This is a genomic window from Rhodococcus sp. IEGM 27 (assembly GCF_033142305.1).
GTDB lineage: Bacteria > Actinomycetota > Actinomycetes > Mycobacteriales > Mycobacteriaceae > Rhodococcus_F > Rhodococcus_F oxybenzonivorans.
In genome coordinates, this window is the sequence record NZ_JAWLSG010000003.1 from 691561 (window position 1) to 711159 (window position 19599).

The following is a 19599-nucleotide window of genomic DNA, read 5'->3' on the forward strand; positions in this document are numbered from 1 at the left end:
CACGGAATCGGCGTGATAGAGATACCTCATGAGCGGCATCCGGAGAATTGGTCGGGGAGTAGCGCTCGCGGCGGTCGTCCTCGCCCTGGCCGCCTGCTCCGGCCAGGAAGGAACGGCGGTCAGTGAGCCGTCGACGACGACTGTCTCGGTTTCGGACACGGCAGGCGCCGAGACGACGACGCCCGAGAGCCTGCCGTACACGGAGACCGAGCTGCGGGTCGACGGTTCCACCGGCCGCGTCACCTACGACGTCCTCATCCCGCAGATCGAGGGCGGAAACTCGGCGGTCACCGCCGAGTTCAACGAATCGATGCGGGCCGCACTCCAGGACCAGATCGACGGCTGGGGCACCGACGCCTTCACGCTGAGCAGCCAGGAACACCGGGTCGCGCACATCGGCGAGCACGTGATCAGCGGGTTGCTGGTGACGTCGTGGAACGCCGATCCACCCGGTGCGCATCCCACCCCGATCGTCGCGACGGTGGTGGTGAATGCCGATACCGCCGCGCCGATCACGCTCGCCGATCTCTTCCCAGATCTCGATGCCGGTCTACGGAGGTTGTCCGAGCACTGCGCAACCCTGCTGCCGGCCACGGCTGCCGGCCCCGAGTTCGACCGCACCGGCATCGAGCCCGTCGAAAAGAACTTCGTCAACTGGCTCGCGACCCCCGCCGGGATGGAAATTCACTTCGACGACTATCAGGTGGGGCCGCACGCCGTCGGGCTGGTGACCGTCACCGTCCCCTGGGACGTTCTCGGTGACGTGGTCGATCCGCAGCTGGGCGACGTGGTGTCGAGTTAGTCGGCGCGCCGTCCAGGGACTGTGAGCAGGACATCGGACGCGCCGTCGTCTTCCTCGTCGGACCCGACGCCGGCTACCTGACCGGCGCCACCATCCCGCTCGACGGCGGCCAGGCACGCTGGAGTTGAGCGTCGAGCCGGTTGCCCGGCGAGCACCCTGTCAGGGCAACCGGTGGAACGCCTCGTCCAGTCCGCGAAGCCCGCTGGTGTCGATGAGGAACTCCGATTCGAGGCATTTCCGGAGCTCGTCGGCGCTCGTCAGCTCGAGCCGGACGGACTCACCACCGAGCGGGTGGACGGTGAACCGGGTTCCGTTGAGTGCGTACCGGCGCCCTTCCGCGACCCGGGCAGCGAGGAGTCCGGTGACGAAATGGGAACCGGGCCAGGTGGACAGGTACCAGTTCGGCGCCTCGTAGTCGACGGGGTGCTGCGGGGTGAGGTCGAAGCGGTAGATGGGACGCCACTCGTCCCCGACGAGGGCCTCCAAGAGGTAGTCGCCGCGCAAGTCGAGCAGCCGGAACGGCTCGAGCGGAGTGTCCTGCACCGTGTTCGTTTCGAGGCGCAACGTGGTGTCGAGGGTCATGCCGCCAAACCCGACGTCGATGATGCGCCGGTCACCTTCGACATCGACCAGTAGCAGCATGTGCGAGCGTGGGTTGATCACGTCGGTCGACGTCGACCCCCACAGCACCCGAGCCGCCAAGGCGGTGACTTCGAAGCCCAGTTCGAGGAGGACGGCGCGCAACAAGAGGTTCTGCTCGAAGCAGTAACCTCCTCGGCGCGATTCCACCAGTTTGCGTTGCAGCGACTCGAGGTCCAGCCGATTCGGTGTGCCGAGGAACGGATCGAGGTTCTCGAACGGAATCGACCGGGCATGGTGGGCGGCAATGGCGTTCAGTGTTGCCGTCGTCGCGGATCGGTCCCTGTCGTATCCGATCCGTTCGAAGTACCGCTCGAGGTCGAGATCGCCTGCAGTTCCCATGACCCTCAGTGTAAGCACGCCCGAATGGGTGATCAGGCGTCGTTCGCGTCCGGTGAGCGGCATCGTGCGCGCGAGCGTACTTTCGCACTTGTATGGGTGGACACCGGCGCGCGGCGGAAGGACTCTCATGAAACGGGGATGTGTTGCGGCTGCCGCGTTGCTGGTGGGCTTTGCCGCCACCGGTTGCCAGACCGATTCGAGCACGGGGGAGTCGGCGGCGACATCGGCGGCGCAACCACCCGTGGCCACTCCCACCGTGGTCGCGACCGAATTGGAGGTGCCCTGGGGAATCGCGCTGCTGCCCGACGGCGCCGCGGTGATCGCCGAGCGGGACAGCGGCACCATCCGTCGTCTGCAACCGAACGGTGACGTGACCGAGGTCGGAGAGGTGCCGGAGGTGGCAGCGCGGGGGGAGTCGGGACTGCTCGGGCTCGCCGTGTCGCCCACCTACACGTCGGACCAGACAATTTTCGCCTACCTCACCACCGATGCGGACAACCGCGTGGTCGCCGTGCGATACGACGGCCGCAGCCTCGGCGAGCCCGTCCCGATCCTCACAGGAATTCCGGCCGGGTCGATCCACGACGGGGGCCGAATCGCCTTCGGACCCGACGGCAAGCTCTACGTCACCACCGGTGAAGCCGGCGATCGGCCGCTCGCCCAGGATCCCTCCTCTCTCGGCGGCAAGATCCTGCGGATCAATCCGGACGGAACAATTCCGCCCGACAACCCGCTGTCCGGCTCACCGGTCTGGTCGCTGGGACACCGGAACGTGCAGGGCATCACCTGGGACGACGCAGGCAGGTTGTGGGCCACCGAGTTCGGCGCGAACACGTGGGACGAAGTGAACCTGATCCGGCCGGGCGCCAACTATGGATGGCCCGACGTCGAAGGGCAGGCGGAAGAGGCCGAATTCGTGGACCCGGTGGTGCAGTGGCCCACGGACGAGGCGTCACCGTCCGGCGTCGCCTACCTCGACGGGTCGCTGTGGGTGGCGGCATTGCGGGGTGAACGGTTGTGGCGGATACCCGTCGGCGGGGACGGCTCGCTCGGTGAACCGCAGTCGCTGTTCGCAGGGGAGTACGGGCGGCTGCGCACCGTCGTCGCCACACCGGACGGGGTGCTGTGGTTCAGCACGAGCAACCGTGACGGTCGGGGGTCGCCGGCAGAGAACGACGACCGCATCCTCGCGGTGCGGCCATCGGCCTGAATGTGACCCGGGGGTCAGTCGGTCCAGGGCGCGACGGGCGGCTTCACCCACATGATCTTCTCGTCCGCGTGTGCGGGCGATGCAGACGGATGATCCGGGTGGCGCTCGGCCCACGCCGACTTCTGGTCCAGCAGTTCGGCCACGGTGAGCCAGGTTTCCATGGTGCTCGGTGGGTTGGATCCGGCTGCCCGGGCCAGTTTCCGCAGTGTGCCGTCGGTGAGGTCGAGCAGTTCTTTCCCGCTGATAGCGCGATCCCAGACGTACTTGGCGAGGCCCACGGCCTTCTCGCGACGTTTGCGCGCCGCGCCTTCGGTGTGGGCGAAGTCGACTTCCTGAGGTTCCATCGCCTCCCTCTCTCGTGCGCGCCACTACGGTAGGTCACCGCGCAGTCGTGCCGGTATCGTGGGATGACGATTGTCGCAGCAGACACGCGCAGTCGATGCGAACGGTAGGGAAGTCGGTATATGGGCAGGCAGCGCGGCGGCCGAACTGCGCACGCAGCCGAAGGTGGGCCCGTCGCCGGGGTTTATCCGATCGACACGGGAACCTGCGAACTCGCCGAGGACAACGTCAATCCCCACGGCTGGGTCCTCAAAGTGAACGGCGTCGAAAGTTCACACATCGACCTCACGGATCCCGAACACCTCGATTTCGAGTACATGCGGTGGATGGCCGACCTGATCGGATCCCGCTGGCAGCGCGCGGACCGCGTGCGGGCACTGCATCTCGGCGGCGGCGCCTGCTCACTTGCCCGCTATCTGTCGGCTGTGTACCCGGACGCCCGGCAGGTAGTGGTCGAACTGGACGGCAAGCTGGCCGAACTGGTGCGTCGATGGTTCGATCTGCCGCGGGCACCGCTGCTCCGACTCCGCGTCGGTGAAGCCAGGGCTGTCACCGAAACCCTCACCGAGTCGAGCCGCGACCTGATCATTCGTGACGTGTTCGCCGGCAACACGACGCCTCCGTCACTCACCACCGTCGAATTCACCGGCCATGTTCGCAGGGTCCTGGCACCGGGCGGGATCTACGTCGTCAACTGCGGTGACACCCGCGACCTCGTGAAGGCGCGGCGGGAAGCGGCCACCATCGGCAGCGTGTTCCCGCACACCGCCGTGATCGCGGACCCGGCCATGCTCAAGGGCCGCCGCTACGGCAACATCGTGATCGCCGGAAGTGACGTGCCCCTCGGCGACGACCCCGCACTGGTTCGGCGACTACTGGGTGGTGGTGTGCCCGCACACCTCTGGGACGACGCGCAGGTTCGATCGTTCGCCGGTTCGGCGCGCGTCCTGCTCGATGCGGAAGGATCACCGGGCGAGTCCGGGTGAGACTGCGCTGAGGTCGACGACGTGTGCGCAACGGGAACATCACCGACCGCACCGTGGTTGGGTGTCGGTATGAGTCTGGAAGTGAACGACGCGCAGCGTCCCCTGCTCGACCTCGTCGCGACACACTCGCACGCCGTCCTCACGACGATCAAAAGGGATGGCCGACCGCAGCTGTCCAACGTTCTCTACACCTGGGACCCCGACACGAACACCGCCCGGATCTCGGTGACCGCGGACCGGGCGAAGACCCGCAACGCCGCGCGGGACCCCCGGGTGTCGCTGCACGTGAGCGCGCCCGACTTCTGGAGTTACGCGGTCGTCGAAGGTGACGCCGAGCTGAGTGCCGTCGCCAGTGACCCCCACGACGCGGCCACCGACGAGCTCGTCGAGGTATTCCGCAATGCAGCAGGTCGGGAACACGACGACTGGGAAGACTTTCGTCGCGCGATGGTGTCCGAGCGACGGCAGGTACTCCGGGTGCGCGCGACACACCTGTACGGCATGGCCCAGCTGCCGTGAGCATTCGGCCCGGAACGTAGTTGTGGCAGGCCGCCGCCCCCGGTGGGACCATGGGGTGCATGCGCAGGAGGCGGTGGCCGGCGGCCGCGCCGCCCGCCACGGGAGGGGTCGTCGTATACGGCCCCGTCGAACTCGCGACTACCCGTGATCTGACGCTGCAGCTGGCCGAGGTGGTCGCCCACCCGACGGGTCTCGAGCTGCGCATCGAGCTCACCGCGACCGGACGCACGGCCGACAGGGCGCGTCACGAAACCCGCCCCCTCGACGATCCCGACGACCCGTCCGCCCGCTGGTCGTATCTCGCGGTGCACGTGCGGGTGGACGACGTGGTCGGTGAGGCCGACCCGAGCCACCTGCAGTCCACGTCGAGGGTGGCCACGAGCGAGGCGTCCGAGTATCACACCGAGCCCCGCTACTGGGTCGCCGCCTACCCGGAGTCGGGGGTCATCACCCTGACCGTGGGGTGGCCGGAAATCGGGCTGCATGCCCGGACCGACGTCATCCGGCTGGGCCCCAATCCCGCCCGGTGACAGGGTGAATGTACCTTTCGGCGCGGTAGCAGCGTCGAAAGGTACATTCGCCTCGACGTCAGCGAGTCTGCTCGGCCAGCTTGGCGGCGATCACACCGTTGAGCCGCTGCAGACCGCTCGGGGTGAGGCCGTGGATCTGGCCCTCGATGCTGCGCACGACATGTGTGTCGCTCAGGACCTTCTCGCTGGACTGAATCAAAACCGTTCCGGCGCCCGTGAAGTCGAACTGTCGTTCCTCCCCCGAGTTGATGCCCATCATGTGGGCGCCGGCGGCGAGGAAGTTGCTGATCCACCCCTGGTCGTAGTGGTGGCTCGGCGACGGGCAGTCCGCCCACCCGACCAGTGCTTCGGGGTCGATCCGCAGTGGCGGCTCGGCGAACATCACCGGGCCGTTGGAGGAGGCAAGGAACTTGCCGGTTCCGATGAGGGTCAGGAACCCCGGGACGATCGACTGGTTCAGCGACAAACCCGGTTCGAACGCAAGGAGATTGGACGCCCGGATGGTGAGGTTGCCGTCGTCGAGATCATACGAGTTGATGTCGTAGCCGCGGTCACCGATGATCAGCTTGCCGAAGCCTTCGGCTACCGCATACTCACCCATGTAGAGCGGCGCCGAGAACTGGTTGGCCACCATGTGCAGTGCGGCGCCGTGCAATCCGTGGGTCAGTGCCTGAAACTGCATCTGCCCGTAGTAGGCGATCATCGCACCCTTGCGGATGAACCAGGGCGCCGTGAGGTCGATGCAGTAGGCGTAGCTGTTGTCCGGAATGTTGTCGCTGGCGCCCAGAGTCGACGGATTCAGCACGGTACTCACAGTTTCTCCTCCGAAGCCTGAACGTAGACGATTCCTTGTCCGGTGCACTGCAATTGCATCGCTTCTCCGGCGCCCCGGCCCACGGCATCCCGCCAGCCGACCGCGGATTTCAGTTCTACCTGAACGTTTCCGTACGTACCGACGAACGCGTCGGGGTCGACGAGGATGGGATTGGGTCCGCCCACCGGGATCTCCAGGAAACCGCCGTGCGCCAACAGCACCGCCGATCCGTACCCGGACAGCTGCGTCGTGAACATGCCTGTCCCGGACAACGCACCCGCAGCGGCGCCGCGGAGGGCACCGAGCATTCCGCGACCACCGCCGCCGCCCTGACTCATCACCGAGACCACCGAGCTCTGCAGTCCGGCGTTGTGGGCGAGCAGTCGGGAGGCCTCGACGCACAGAGTTCCACCCTGCGACATGTCGACCACGTGCACCTCGAGACCGGCGTGACCGTAGTGCACCTCGCCCTGTCCCTGCGCGAGCATCGTGCGCTCGTGTTCGCCCTGCATCATCCGTCCGGCCATGCGGGTGAACCCGCCCATCCCGGCCATGGACTGCGAACCGGGAACCTGGTGCGGTGAGAACTGGACCTGACCGGTGTAGAACAGCATCGACCCGGTGCGCGCGACGACTCCGCCCGCTGCCCCGACATCGACCTTGACGACCTTCGAATTGACCTGTGTGAACACCATGCTGATCACCGTTCCGCCGGCTGGATGGACACGACGCCGTGGCCGTCCCACTTGAGGGAGAAGGCTTCACCGCTGCCCTGGCCGACGGCGGTCCGCCACGACACATCGGTGACGAAGGATTGGGTCAACTGCCCGCGGGCCGAGACGAAGGCGTCGGGGTCGACTACGAGTGGATACTGCGGCGACACCTCGAGGTGGATGAGCGGGCCGCCGGCCGAGAGGAGGGCCACCTGCCCCTGCCCCGACACCGTCGTGGTGAACAGGCCCTGGCCGCCGACACCGCCGCGGAGACCGGTGAAGGTGACGTTGGTGTTCAGGTTGCCGCTGAGTGCCAGGAGTTGCTGCGACTCCACCTGCAGCGTTTCACCCGCAAGGTCGATGACGGTGACGTGCTGGCCGCCCACCGCGAAGTAGACGACACCGTTGCCGGAGCATTCCATCAAGGACAGCGACTCGCCGGTGGCGCGCCTCTTCATCCCCGCCAGTACCCCGTCGCCGCCACCGAAACCGGCCGATTTGAAGCTGACATTGCCTTCGTAGGCAATCATCGATCCCTGTATTGCCCGGATGGTGGTTCCGGCCAGTTGGGCTTCGACCACCTTCTTCGACTTCTCGAGCAGCCGCGCCATAGGTGCCCTTTCCAGTGCCGAGCGGCAGTGTTCGTGACCGGGTCACGAACACTGCCGCGGGATGTGAGTACAGGCAGAACCTAGCTGATGGAGACCGGTTTCGGCTCGTCTACGTCGTTGTCCGAGCTCCCGCCGGCTGCTGCCGCCTTGCGGTTGCGCAAGATGCTGGAGATGAACGCGGCTCCGATGAGGGCGACGCCGACGAGTCCGGTGACGTTCTCGTTGACGTGGTAGCCGATGGAGACGAGCAGGATCACGGCCAGGGCGCCGATGGCCCAGTGCGCACCGTGTTCGAGGTACACGTAGTCGGACAGGGTTCCCTTGCGAACGAGGAACACGGTGATCGAGCGGACGAACATCGCACCGACGAAGCCGAGGCCGAGGGCGATGATGATCGGGTCGGAGGTGATCGCGAAGGCACCGATCACGCCGTCGAAGGAGAAGGACGCATCCAGGACCTCGAGGTAGAGGAACAGGAAGAAGCCGGCCTTGCCGGTGGCCTTGGCCAGTTCGGTGGGGCCGCCGCTGGAGCCCTCGACGACCTCGCCGTTCTCATCCTCTTCCGGGGTATTGAACAGTTCGCCGAGGCCGTTGACGGCGATGTAGGTGATCATGCCGAGGACGCCGGCGACCATCACGGTGGAAACGGTGTCTTCGGGAGCGATGTACGAGGCGGTCAGCAGAAGCAGGCCACCGGCGACGATCACCGCGAGCTGGTCGAGCTTGCCTGCGCGGGCGAGCGGCTTCTCCAGCCAGGACAGCCAGGTGATCTCGCGCTCTTCGAGAATGAATCCGAGGAAGAGCATCAGCAGGAACATGCCGCCGAACGCCGCGATCTGCGGGTGGGCGTCGGTGAGCAGGGTTTCGTAGCTGGGGCTGCCGTCGGGGAAGTATGCGGCGTCGTCGGCGGGCGGGTTGAGTGCGAGGTCGAGGGCGGCGACCGGGCCGAGGCCGGACGCGAGCCACACGATGACCAGCGGGAAGACCAGGCGCATGCCGAACACGGCGATGACGATGCCGACGGTGAGGAAGATTTTCTGCCAGAACTCGCTCATCCGTCGCAGTACGGTGGCGTTGATGACGGCGTTGTCGAACGACAGCGAGATCTCGAGGATCGAGAGGATGACGACGAGGAGGACGGCTTGGGGGCCTCCGTAGAGCGCCGCGATGATGATGGACACCACCGTGACAGCGAAGGAGAGACCGAATATTCGCAGAACCACTGAGCGTGGCCTTTCTTGTTGGGCAATGCCGGGTGGCTACTGCTGGAGTACGAACGCCGAGGAGGGTTCCACGTCAGCGACGCGAAACCCTACCCGGCTGATGTAGCGAAACTACCGTCAGACGTTGACGCCGTAGTCGCGGGCGATACCGGCGAGCCCGGACGCGTAGCCCTGGCCGATAGCGCGGAACTTCCACTCTGCACCGTTCCGGTACAGCTCCCCGAAGACCATGGCCGTCTCGGTGGACGCATCCTCCGACAAGTCGTAACGAGCGAGCTCGTTGCCGTTCGCCTGGTCGACGACGCGGATGTACGCGTTGCGAACCTGGCCGAACGACTGCGAGCGGGTCTCGGCGTCGTAGATCGAGACGGGGAAGATGATGCTCTCGATGTTCGCGGGGACCGCCGCCAGGTTGACGTTGATCACCTCGTCGTCGCCTTCGCCGGCGCCGGTGGTGTTGTCACCGACGTGCTCGATGGAACCGTCCGGCGAGCGCAGGTTGTTGAAAAAGACGAAGTGCTGGTCGGAGACAACCTTCTTGTCGGCACCCGCACCGATGGCGCTGGCGTCGAGGTCGAAGTCGGTACCGGTGGTCGAACGAGCGTCCCATCCGAGTCCGACAGCCACCGCGGTCAGGTTCGGCGCCTCCTTCGTGAGTGAAACGTTGCCGCCCTTGGTCAAGCTGACGCCCATTCAGGGGTCCTTTCGAGAGGAGGTGTTCGACCTCGACGGCTGTCGAAGTCTCGAGATCGTCGTGCACCACCACGATAATGAATTTGTCCGACTTGTCCCATCCGTTAGCTGTCCACAGGTTTGTCCACAGGCAATTCCGGTCAGCTCGGGCCGACTGCGCCGACCAGTACGATTTCAGGTGTGACGAGCGGATGGTCGGGACGCTTCCGAGGAAGAGCCCGGAGCGACGAGTCGACTCGTCGCGCCCACGACACCATGGTCGCAGCGTTTCTCGACATGGACAACCGTCAGAGCATCGCCGCCGCGGCGGTCGACGCCTCGAAACAGCTCACCCCGGAACGCGGAGTCCAGCGGCTGTGGGAGCCGGTTCGGGACGGGTGCTATCAGGCGGCGTCCGCGTATCTCGCGGCGGTAGATCAATTCGACGGCGTCCAGTCGCCGGCGGCAACCGCCGCATTCGAGCAGGCCACAGCGCAATTGGTGGCCGCGACACAGGCGCTGGACGAGTTCTACCGCGCGCATCGCGGTCATCTCGAAGAATCCACGGCGATGCTGGCCGCGATTCCGCAGGTGGCGCAGCAGGCCCTGCAGACAGCCGAGGCCGCCCGGGACGGACTGCGGCGACACCAGGCGTACGGCGACTATCCGTCGGTGCGGGCATCCGCTGCGGCGCTCGACGAGGCGGTCGCGTCCTTGCAGACAGCCCGGGGGGCCAACCCGGTGCGCGAAGCCGCGGGTCGGGTGCGAGATGCTGCGGCGGCCCTCGACAGTGCGCTGGCGGCGGCGCCGTCCAAGGAGCGGGACGCCTCACACGCCGTGGCGTCCGTGACCACCCGGATCGCCGCCGTGCAGACCCGTGCCGAGCGGCTCGCGCCTGCCTACTCCGCACTGCTGCGGGAGTTCAACGCGAGAAGTTCGGCGGATCTCGTCCACAACGAACAGGTCAGTCGCCTGCAGATCGAACAGGCCGAGGCCGATCTGCAGAAGGCGCGTGAGGCCTTGACCGCGGGCAACCCGGAAGGCGCGCTCGAGTTGACGAGCGCGGCGCGGACTCATCTGGCGGATGCCGAGGCGAAAGTGGACGGTGTCACCGACCGGTTGCGACTACTGCGGCATGTCCGCGAGAATCCGCGTGCGAAAGAGAACGAGATCAGATTTCGCCTGCGCGATGCCCAGATGTTGGCTGTCAATCGCGGGCTCGTGCGGGAATGGGGGTCGGTCCTCGACGCCCAGCTCGAGCGGATCGACCGGATCGCAGGGACACTGACTGGCAGGCACCCCGACTACTGGGCGTACATCACCCAGCTCGATGCGGTGTCGGCGTTCATTGCCGAGGTGGTTCAGAAGATGAGAGGACATACAGCGCAGCGATGACATGGGGGGACGATGAGTATTAGCGAACAGACCGCGGCAGGCGCCGTGGCACCACGTACAACGATGCCGCGGGTACGGCACTTTCACCACCTCGACTCACAGACCCACGAACGGTTGTTCCTGCACGCACCGCAGTCGCTGGAGCCGGACGAGGACAGGGTGGTGCTGGCCGTCGCCCTCGGTGCGACGTTGTACGTGCCGGCCACGCGGTCCGACCTGGCGGACATCGTGCGTCGCCGGTCCGCGGAGGGCGTGTGCTCGATGGTCCTCGACCTCGAGGACGCCGTTGCCGACGATCAAGTGGAGTTCGCGCTGCTCAATGCCGTCGACGCGCTCGACCGGCTGGCCGCTTCGGGTGGTGCCCGGCTGCAGCTGTTCGTGCGGGTGCGGGCGGCCGCGGATCTTCGGCGCATCGCCGAGTTGCTGACCACGGGCGCGGAGGTCCTCACCGGGTTCGTGATACCGAAGTTCGGAAGCGTCACCGGCCGTGAATTCCTCGACGAGCTGGCCGCGGCGTCCGATCGTCTCGGCAAGCACCTGTACGCGATGCCCGTGCTCGAATCGCCGGAACTGGTACACCGTGAGACCCGTGACCACGAACTCGCGCGTATCGGCGAGTTGCTGGCCGAGCGTCGTTATCAGATCCTCGCGGTGCGGGTCGGGGCCACCGACATGTGCGGCACCTTCGGGATCAGACGTGACCGCGACCTGACGATCTACGACGTCCGGGTGGTGGCCGACGCGATCGCCGCCATCGTCAACTACCTCGGGCGCAGCGACGACACCGGGCACGTCATCACCGGACCGGTGTGGGAGTACTTCGCCGATCACGAGCGGATGTTCCGGCCCACGCTGCGCGCCACTCCGTTCGAGGAACACGACGAGGTGCGGTTCCGTCAGCAATTGGTGAGCCGTGATCTCGACGGACTACTCCGTGAAATCGCGCTCGACCGGGCCAACGGTATCCAGGGCAAAACGGTGATCCATCCCACCCACGTGGCCGCCGTGCACGCCCTGTCCGCGGTCACGCACGAGGAGTACCACGACGCTCTCGACATCCTCGGCGCCGACGGCGTCGGCGGGGTGCGCGCCTCGGGGTACCGCAACAAGATGAACGAGATGCGCCCTCATCGCAATTGGGCCGAGAAGACGCTCGTCCGAGCCAAAGTGTTCGGCGTGACAAATGAGGGGATCACATTCGTGGATCTGTTGACTGCTCTGGCCGTCCGATGACGTCACCGACCGCGTTACGTGAGGTGCCCTGGGCCACCGAGCATCTCGGGCTGACGCTCGCCCACGTCGATTCGGCGGTCGGGCTCACCGTTCCCGAGCTGATCGAGCCGGGGCTGCGCCGCAACCCGCGCCGTGCGCACCTGCTCGTCTCGACGGTCCTCGGCAAGCACCTGCCCACCGAACCCGGGGTGGTGATCTCCGCGGGCAACACCCTCGGTGACCTGGTTGCCGAGGTACTCGGTTCGGACGCCGATCCAGTGGTGCTCGGATTCGCCGAGACCGCGACCGGCCTCGGGCACTGTGTCGCCGCCCGGCTGCACGCCCGGTGCTACCTGCACTCGACTCGTCGTGACGTCCCGCAGGTCGGGACGTTCGCCGGGTTCGAGGAAGGGCACTCCCACGCCACCAGCCACCAGCTGCAACCGACCAGCGGCGAATTGTTCGCCAACGACCTGCCACTCGTCCTCGTCGACGACGAGATCTCCACGGGGGCCACCGCCGTCGACGCGATACGCGCACTGCACCGGCACAACCCGCGAAGCCGCTACGTGGTGGCGTCGCTCGTGGACATGCGTACCTCGGAGCATCGCGACGCCATGGACGTCGCCGCGGCGGAGCTGGGTGTGCGGATCGACAGTGTCAGCTTGGCGCAGGGCCGCACCGAGCTCCCGGACGGGCTGGTGTCGTCTGTCGCCGCTCTTCCCGACCCGGTGCTCAATGGCGTCGCCGAACGGGCGGGTACGGTCGAGCGCATCGACCTGGCATGGCCTGCAACGGTTCCCGACGGAGGGCGTCACGGATTCCTGAGCGAAGACGTTCCCGCCTTCGATCACGCTGTCGGATCCGTGGCTGCCGCACTCGGTAAACGTCTCGATTCTCGGCGCCCCGTGATCGTCGTCGGGCACGAGGAGTTGATGTACTTGCCGCTGAGGGTTGCAGAAGCGCTCTCGACGTTCGGCCATCGGGTGCGATTCCAGACGACGACGCGGTCGCCGGCGTACGTGCTGAACGAGGCCGGATATCCGCTGCGCCGTGGATTCCGCTTCACCGCACCCGAATCCGGTGAGGAACAGCCCAGATTCCTGTACAACGCCCAGTGGCCGGACGAAGATGCCGTGGTGGTCGTGATGGTCGACGCGCCGGCCGACACCGACCGGCTGACTTCCGAAGGCGGCCTGCTCGACGTGCTCACCGCATCGGGCACCGACGTGGTGCTTGCAGTGGTGTCGGGAGCCGACCCCGCCCGGCTACGGGCCGCACGAGAGGGTGCGTCGTCGTGACGGGCCCGATCGGACCCGACCCGTTGACCGGACCCGATTTCGGGTCGTACGCCGCCGAAGAGGTGGCGTGGCTCCTCAAAGACCTCTCCCACGTGAACCTCGAGGCGGACGTGGCCGAGCGGGAACGGCGTATCCAGGCGGGTGACGCCCACTACGCCGAAACCCTGCCGATCGAGTATCAGCCGGACGCCGAGTACCGCGAGCTGTTCGAGAAGGTCCTGCAGGACAGTGCCATCCGACTTGCCCGGGCGGTGGGGACCGTGACCGAACTGGTCCTGGCCGAACGAGGCCGGGACATCACACTCGTATCGCTGGCGCGCGCCGGGACCCCGGTGGGTGTGTTGATGCGGCGGTGGGCGCGCGAGGTTGCCGGAGCGACGCTGCCCCACTACGCCGTCTCGATCGTCCGGGACCGCGGTATCGATGCGACCGCCCTCGACTATATTGCGGCGCATCATGATTCCCGCAACGTGGTGTTCGTGGACGGCTGGACGGGTAAGGGCGCCATCGCGCGCGAGCTGTCGCAGGCGCTCACCGAGTACCGCGACGCCGGGGGTGCCGTTTTCGACGACGACCTCGCCGTCCTCGCCGACCCCGGGCACTGCGTACGCACGTTCGGCACCCGCGACGATTTCCTCATCGCCTCCGCCTGCCTCAACTCGACGGTCTCCGGACTGGTGTCGCGCACGGTCCTCAACGACACCCTGATCGGGCCGGGCGACTTCCACGGCGCCAAGTTCTACGCCCACCTCGCGGGTGAGGACGTGTCCAATCATCTCCTCGACGCTGTCTCCGCCGCTTTCGCCGATGTGCGCGAACACGTTCCCGGTGACGTGGAGAAGCTGCTCCGCGGTGACAGGACACCGACCTGGGACGGCTGGAAGTCCGTCGAGGCAATCCGCAAGCAGTACGGAATCTCCACCGTCAACTTCGTCAAACCGGGAGTCGGCGAGACCACCCGTGTGCTGCTGCGACGGGTGCCGTGGCGTGTACTCGTTCGCGACCTCGACGCGCCTGAGCACGCGCACATTCGACTGCTCGCCGCGGCGCGCTCGGTTCCGGTCGAGGAAGTGCCCGACCTGGCGTATTCGTGCATGGGCCTCATCAAGGATGTGACATGAACAGGCAGGACACGAAAAGTTCGGGCAGGACGGCGCTGATCGCCACCGACCTCGACCGGACCATGATTTATTCGCGTACCGCGATGGAGCTCGGTACGGCCGAGTCCGACGTGGCGTCCACGCCGGACGCCGAGGACGTGTTGTGCGTCGAGGTGTACGACGGAAAACCGTTGTCGTACGTCACCTCCGCCGCTGAGGCCATGCTGAGGAAGCTCACCGCTTCGGCGGTGGTGGTCCCCACGACGACGAGAACCATCGTGCAGTTCCAGCGGATCGAGTTGCCCGGCGCGCCCTGGCGGTATGCCATCACCACGAACGGCGGGAACATCCTGGTCGACGGGGTACCCGACAAGCAATGGCGCACCGGTGTCGAGACCGCGCTCGCGGCCGATGGCGCCTCACTCGAGGAGGTCGGGGCCGAACTGGGTCGCCGGATCGACGACAGCTGGGTCCGCACTTTCCGCGTCGCCGACGAGTTGTTTTCCTACCTGGTGGTCGATCCCGAAGCGATGCCGTCGGGATTCGTCGAGGAGTGGGACGAATGGTGTGCGGCTCGGGGATGGGGTGCGTCGCAGCAGGGTCGCAAGATCTACACGATGCCGAACGCGGTCTGTAAGAGCCTCGCGGTCGCCGAGGTTCGTTCGCGGCTGATCGACGACGGCGTGCTTCCGCCGGACGCACCGGTTCTCGCAGCCGGTGACGGTGCGCTCGACGCCAACATGCTCAGCGCCGCCGACGCCGCGATCCGCCCACGCCACGGTGAACTCGAATTGGCGAACTGGCAGCATCCGACGCTGTCGATCACCGAGAGCAGCGGCATCGCCGCTGGTGAGGAGATTCTCCGGTGGATGTCGGCGCGCGTCGCCCACGGTGCGGCGGCGACGTCGGTCACCTCTCTTTTGTAGGTTGGTAGGCAAACCGGTCGAACGGGACGAACCCGACGCTCCCCACAGTGAAGGAATCACGCAGTGTCCACTCCGCTTTCCAAGGGTCAGAACGGCCCACTGAGCGTCAACGAGGTCGTCGTCTCTCTCGAACTGACGGCCGCCGCAGACCTGTCCGCACTTCTCGTGACCGAATCGGGAAAGGTGCGCTCCGACGCCGACTTCGTCTTCTTCAACCAGCCGAGCGGTCCGGGTGTCCAGCTGGTTCCGGGACCTGCCGGTCAGGCGGCCTCGCTGAAGGTGGCGCTCGGGTCGGTGCCCGCCGACATCGAGCAGGTGCGCGCGGTGATCACCCTCGACGACACGAACAGTAACTTCGGCCGATTCGCACCGCCGACCGCTCGGGTGGCCGATGGTGCAGGTAACCCGCTGTACGAGTACAAGATCGAGGGCCTGAACTCCGAGTCGATCGTGATCGCTCTCGAACTGTATCGGCGTCAGGGTGCCTGGAAGGTGCGGGCCGTGGGCCAGGGATACGCCGGCGGATTCGCGGCACTCGTCACCGATCACGGCGTCTCCGTCGACGACGCGCCCGCACCTGCACCCACACCGCCCCCGGCCGCACCGACACCGGCAGCTCCCACTCCGCCTCCGGCAGCTCCCACTCCGCCTCCGGCTGCGCCGGCCGCCCCGGCCGAGGTCAGTCTCACCAAGTCGCGGCCGGTCAGCCTCACCAAGGGGCAGAAGGTCACTCTCCGCAAGGAGGGGGGCGTCGCGCTCACGTACATCCAGATGGGCCTCGGCTGGGACCCCGTCGAGAAGCGTGGAATGTTCGGCAGCCGTTCCGCAGACGTCGATCTCGACGCGTCGGCAGTGCTGTTCGCCGACAACAACCTCGTCGACGTCGCCTACTACGGACAGTTGGCCTCCAAGGACGGTTCGATCCGGCACCAGGGCGACAACCTCACCGGGGAGGGCGCCGGCGATGACGAGGTGATCATGGTGGATCTCACCCGTATTCCGCCGCACGTGTCCAGCATCGTCTTCATCGTGACCTCCTACCGGGGGCACACCTTCGAACAGGTGAAGAACGCTTTCTGCCGGTTGGTCGACAGCACCTCGCAGGCGGAGCTGGCCCGGTTCACCCTGCAGGGTGGCATGCCGTTCACCGGAATGGTGATGGCCAAGGTGTACCGCGTCGGCGGCGAATGGAAGCTCCAGGCAATCGGTGAGGGCATCCAGGCCAAACACGCCGGTGAAGCGGCTCCGCAACTCACCCGCTTCCTCGGCATCTAGGGCAGGGCGGTGACGATTCACCTCGCGGCCGGCCAGAACACGGTGCTGCCTTCGCATTCGGTGCGTTTCCAGGCGGTGAACGCGAGCCCGATCGACGTGTCGGTGCTCGTGGTCGACGGGAACCTGCGCGCGCTGTCGTCGGATCACTTCGTGTTCTACAACGCTCGATCCGCGGCCGGCGTGACTCTCGACGATGGCAACGTGATTCGGCTGGATCTAGGCGAGGTGGACGGCACCGCTTCGGCGGTGCTCTGTGTGGTGAGTGTGGACCCGGCGACCGACGAGGGAACACCCCTCCCTCGTAGCGGATTGTCGGCCACACTCTCCGACGAGTACGGCGCTCCGCTGGTCGCTTTCGAGGTGCCGCTCGTCGGCAGCGAGACGGCGGCGATCTGCCTCGAGCTCTATCGCCGCGGCGACGCGTGGAAGGTGCGGGCCGTCGGGCAGGGCTACGACGGTGGCCTGGCGGAGCTGCTCACCCGGCACGGGGTCGAGGTGGACGAGCCCGAGCCGACAGTCCCTGCCCCCACGCCTGCCGGACCTGCCGCCGTGCCTCTCGACCCAGCCCACTCGTTCGAGCGGGCGTGGATGATCTTCGAGGATGCAGCTCGCTCTGCCGCCTCCTTCGGGGCATCCCGCGACTATGCCCAGGCACGGCTGGACGACGAGCTGTCGGCGTCGGTGGCCGACCAGTCCACGAGAAACAGCCCCGCCGCGGCGGGATTGCAGGCCCGAGCCCAGGAACGTCACGACGCGCTCCTCGCCGAGGCGCAGTCGAAATTCGCGGGTGAGACAACGCAGTTGGCCGAGGAACTCCGCGTCATCGACCCGCTGCTGCCGCGCTCGCTGGCCACCTTCGAATCGACCTCGTGGTCAGCCCGGGACGCGAGCAGTGCGAGGACCGACGGTCTGCGGCTCGGCGAATTGTCCGCACCCGATCTCGGCGACCTTCGGGTGCCGTTCTGTGTGCACTATCCGCTGGCTCGCCCGCTGTGGATCGTCGGGGACTCGGCGGAGGCCGCGCCGGTCGTCGCCGCACTGGCGGTACGCATGCTGGTGGCATCCGCCGCGGCAACGCCCACGCTCGAAGTCGTGGACCTCAGCGGTTCGTTGCGCGCTCTCACCGAGCCGCTCGCCGCGCTACTGGCTGCCCCGGTGGTGACTATCGCCGCCGACATCTCGGCACGGCTCGCCGCACTCTCGGACAGCGTCGACCTTGCAGAAATGGCCGCACGCAACGGAATCGCGGATACAGTGCCGTCCTCGCGCCTCGTTATCCTCAACGATTTTCCGCACGGCTACGGAGCCGAGGATTCTGCGCGCATCCTCCGTCTGGCCGACCACGGTCCTGCAGTGGGGACGTCCCTGATCATCGTCGGCGACGACAGTGCGGCGGAGACGGACCCCGGTGTCGCGGTGCTCGAGCGAATCGCGCAACAAGTTCCGTCTTTGGGGGTTCTCACCGTGTCCGACCCGTGGACGGGCAACCAGTGGATCCTCACGCCCGACCGGCTTCCCGCTGATCCGCTGCAGCGTGCATCGGTGCTCGATTCGCTCACCGGGCGGTAACCCTTACTCGTCCGGTAGCTCGATCCCGAGATCGCGCGCCTTCGCGGCGACCGCGTCGGGGAAGACGTTGCGGAACAAGAACAGGTCTTGTCCGAGAACCCACCCGGGCGCGAGTTCCGTCGCGTAGCGCTCGAAGTAGCCCAGCTGCTTCCCGAACAGCACCAACTCCTCGGGGCTCGCGACACCCCACTTCTTGCCGATCCCGACCAACGCCATGATCAGTTCGCTGAGGCGCAGTTCGCCGAGGTCACGCCCGAGGAGGGGCGCGAGGGCGGCCGCTACCTGCAGTCCGACCTCCTCGTCGGTCGCAGGGTTGTCCGTCACATATCCCAGGCTCCGGATACCGCGGGCCATCCGGGAGAAGTCGCCGTCGATCAGCGTCGCATAGAACATGTCGCGGAGAATCTGACGCCACGACTCCGGGAGCTCCCCGACGATGCCGAAGTCGAGCATCGCGATACGGCCGTCGTCGAGCACCCACAAATTTCCTGCGTGCACGTCGCCGTGGAAGGGCCCGTGGACGATGACCGATTCGAGCCAGACCTTCACGCCCCGGCGGATCAGCATCCGGGTGTCCATGTGTGCGAGGTCGGGGAAACGGTCGAGGGGCAGTCCGTACATGCGTTCCATGCAGATCACGTGGGGACCGCAGTAGTCCCAGTACACCTCAGGGGTGGTGACCCCTTTGTTGTCCCCGAACGCCCCGATGTTGGTACGGAATCGGGCCTGGCGATCAGCCTCTACTGCGCTGTTGAGCTCCGTCATCGTGGCAGCGTGCAGGTCGCGGATGATGGCGGTGGCGTTGGCGATGCGGAAGAACTCGAAGAGCCGCTCGAGGATTCGCGCTCCCCAGTACGCGGTGCGCAGATCCACCACCATGCGGCGGAAGATGTCAGGGCGCTGTACCTTGATGACCGCTTCCCGGCCGTCGTGCAGAACGCAGGCGTGGACCTGCGCAACGGAGGCGGCGGCGAGGGGGATGTCCTCGAACGCGGCGAACAGTGCGTCCACCGGATGTCCCAGGTCTTGCTCGATGACCCGGCGTGCCTCGGCAGCGGGTACCGGTGGGACGTCGTCGAGACATCGCAGGCACGCGTTGGCCAACGGGGCGGGGAACACCCCGGACGACGACGCCATCAATTGCCCGACCTTCACGAAGGTGGGGCCGAGCACCTCGAAACCGTCGACCAACCCTTCCGACGCCGCGTCCGCGAGGGTGCGCCCGCGGCGATGGAAGGGCCAGCTGGCGACGGAGAACAGCACGTAGGCCACGACGACAACGCCGATGACCACCGCTCGCCACAGTTCCGCGCCGCGAAACCGGTCGAGGGTGACGGCGTCGACGGTCAAGGCTGCTTCGGGCGGTCCCGAGGCGTAGGGGCCGACTGGACGTGCCGTTGGCTCTTGCACAGTTCCTA

The 19599-nt window shown here is 66.7% G+C and carries 20 protein-coding genes and 1 pseudogene; 13 read left to right on the forward strand and 8 right to left on the reverse strand.

The annotated features are described in order from the left end of the window. The first annotated feature begins 28 nt into the window (after positions 1-28). Positions 29-802, forward strand: a complete 774-nt coding sequence (locus tag R4P95_RS14115; RefSeq protein WP_317744127.1) for an RsiV family protein — start codon at positions 29-31, stop codon at positions 800-802. 17 nt (positions 803-819) lie between these two features. Then, positions 820-930, forward strand: a pseudogene (locus R4P95_RS14120) (3-oxoacyl-ACP reductase); the annotation flags it as partial. A 31-nt stretch (positions 931-961) separates the two neighbouring features. Here R4P95_RS14120 and R4P95_RS14125 read toward each other — a convergent pair. Further along, positions 962-1783 carry an arylamine N-acetyltransferase gene (locus tag R4P95_RS14125; RefSeq protein ID WP_317744126.1) on the reverse strand — a complete coding sequence of 274 codons (822 nt, stop codon included), beginning with the start codon at positions 1781-1783 and terminating at the stop codon, positions 962-964. Positions 1784-1910: 127 nt separating this feature from the next. On the opposite strand from R4P95_RS14125, the gene R4P95_RS14130 reads away from it, so the two are divergent. Beyond that, entirely contained in the window at positions 1911-2993 is a 1083-nt protein-coding gene (locus tag R4P95_RS14130; protein WP_317744125.1) for a PQQ-dependent sugar dehydrogenase, read from the forward strand. 14 nt (positions 2994-3007) lie between these two features. Here the strand turns inward: R4P95_RS14130 and R4P95_RS14135 are convergent, their stop codons facing one another. Then, positions 3008-3337, reverse strand: a complete 330-nt coding sequence (locus R4P95_RS14135) for a hypothetical protein (RefSeq protein WP_213576135.1) — start codon at positions 3335-3337, stop codon at positions 3008-3010. 120 nt (positions 3338-3457) lie between these two features. On the opposite strand from R4P95_RS14135, the gene R4P95_RS14140 reads away from it, so the two are divergent. The 3 genes from R4P95_RS14140 (at position 3458) to R4P95_RS14150 (ending at position 5370) form a co-directional block, all read left to right on the forward strand. Further along, positions 3458-4321 carry a spermidine synthase gene (locus tag R4P95_RS14140; RefSeq protein ID WP_213576136.1) on the forward strand — a complete coding sequence of 288 codons (864 nt, stop codon included), beginning with the start codon at positions 3458-3460 and terminating at the stop codon, positions 4319-4321. 69 nt (positions 4322-4390) lie between these two features. Next, positions 4391-4840, forward strand: coding sequence for a PPOX class F420-dependent oxidoreductase (locus R4P95_RS14145; RefSeq protein WP_109333938.1), 450 nt, complete (start codon positions 4391-4393; stop codon positions 4838-4840). Positions 4841-4899: 59 nt separating this feature from the next. Then, on the forward strand, positions 4900-5370 hold the full coding sequence (locus R4P95_RS14150) for a hypothetical protein (RefSeq protein ID WP_317744124.1): 471 nt from the start codon (positions 4900-4902) through the stop codon (positions 5368-5370). Between the two features lie 58 nt (positions 5371-5428). Here the strand turns inward: R4P95_RS14150 and R4P95_RS14155 are convergent, their stop codons facing one another. The 5 genes from R4P95_RS14155 to R4P95_RS14175 form a co-directional block, all read right to left on the reverse strand. Further along, positions 5429-6184, reverse strand: a complete 756-nt coding sequence (locus R4P95_RS14155) for an AIM24 family protein (RefSeq protein ID WP_317744122.1) — start codon at positions 6182-6184, stop codon at positions 5429-5431. Next, the gene (locus tag R4P95_RS14160; protein ID WP_159923369.1) at positions 6181-6879 is read right to left on the reverse strand and encodes an AIM24 family protein; all 699 of its coding nucleotides are present in this window, start codon (positions 6877-6879) and stop codon (positions 6181-6183) included. The genes R4P95_RS14155 and R4P95_RS14160 overlap by 4 nt, the downstream gene beginning before the upstream one ends. 5 nt (positions 6880-6884) lie before the next feature. After that, on the reverse strand, positions 6885-7508 hold the full coding sequence (locus tag R4P95_RS14165; RefSeq protein ID WP_317744121.1) for an AIM24 family protein: 624 nt from the start codon (positions 7506-7508) through the stop codon (positions 6885-6887). Positions 7509-7588: 80 nt separating this feature from the next. Beyond that, positions 7589-8731, reverse strand: coding sequence for a DUF475 domain-containing protein (locus R4P95_RS14170; protein WP_317744117.1), 1143 nt, complete (start codon positions 8729-8731; stop codon positions 7589-7591). Between the two features lie 117 nt (positions 8732-8848). Then, positions 8849-9424, reverse strand: coding sequence for a TerD family protein (locus R4P95_RS14175; RefSeq protein WP_109333930.1), 576 nt, complete (start codon positions 9422-9424; stop codon positions 8849-8851). A 255-nt stretch (positions 9425-9679) separates the two neighbouring features. On the opposite strand from R4P95_RS14175, the gene R4P95_RS14180 reads away from it, so the two are divergent. From R4P95_RS14180 to R4P95_RS14210, 7 genes are all read left to right on the forward strand, one after another. Next, complete coding sequence (locus R4P95_RS14180) at positions 9680-10798, forward strand: hypothetical protein (protein WP_317744607.1); 1119 nt, start codon at positions 9680-9682, stop codon at positions 10796-10798. Between the two features lie 12 nt (positions 10799-10810). Next, positions 10811-12031, forward strand: a complete 1221-nt coding sequence (locus tag R4P95_RS14185; RefSeq protein ID WP_397517677.1) for an HpcH/HpaI aldolase/citrate lyase family protein — start codon at positions 10811-10813, stop codon at positions 12029-12031. Continuing rightward, a complete protein-coding gene (locus R4P95_RS14190; protein WP_317744116.1) occupies positions 12028-13311 on the forward strand; it encodes a phosphoribosyltransferase family protein in 1284 nt (427 codons plus the stop codon). The genes R4P95_RS14185 and R4P95_RS14190 overlap by 4 nt, the downstream gene beginning before the upstream one ends. Continuing rightward, positions 13308-14432 (forward strand): cysteine protease StiP family protein, encoded by a 1125-nt coding sequence (locus R4P95_RS14195; protein ID WP_317744114.1) that lies wholly within the window; start codon positions 13308-13310, stop codon positions 14430-14432. Before R4P95_RS14190 ends, R4P95_RS14195 begins: the two co-directional genes overlap by 4 nt. Continuing rightward, positions 14429-15337, forward strand: a complete 909-nt coding sequence (locus R4P95_RS14200; RefSeq protein WP_213576143.1) for an HAD family hydrolase — start codon at positions 14429-14431, stop codon at positions 15335-15337. The genes R4P95_RS14195 and R4P95_RS14200 overlap by 4 nt, the downstream gene beginning before the upstream one ends. Before the next feature lie 63 nt (positions 15338-15400). Further along, entirely contained in the window at positions 15401-16612 is a 1212-nt protein-coding gene (locus R4P95_RS14205; RefSeq protein WP_317744113.1) for a TerD family protein, read from the forward strand. Between the two features lie 9 nt (positions 16613-16621). After that, positions 16622-18181 (forward strand): TerD family protein, encoded by a 1560-nt coding sequence (locus R4P95_RS14210; RefSeq protein WP_317744112.1) that lies wholly within the window; start codon positions 16622-16624, stop codon positions 18179-18181. A gap of 3 nt (positions 18182-18184) precedes the next feature. Here R4P95_RS14210 and R4P95_RS14215 read toward each other — a convergent pair whose 3' ends face one another. Further along, the gene (locus tag R4P95_RS14215) at positions 18185-19591 is read right to left on the reverse strand and encodes an ABC1 kinase family protein (protein WP_317744111.1); all 1407 of its coding nucleotides are present in this window, start codon (positions 19589-19591) and stop codon (positions 18185-18187) included. Positions 19592-19599: the final 8 nt, after the last annotated feature.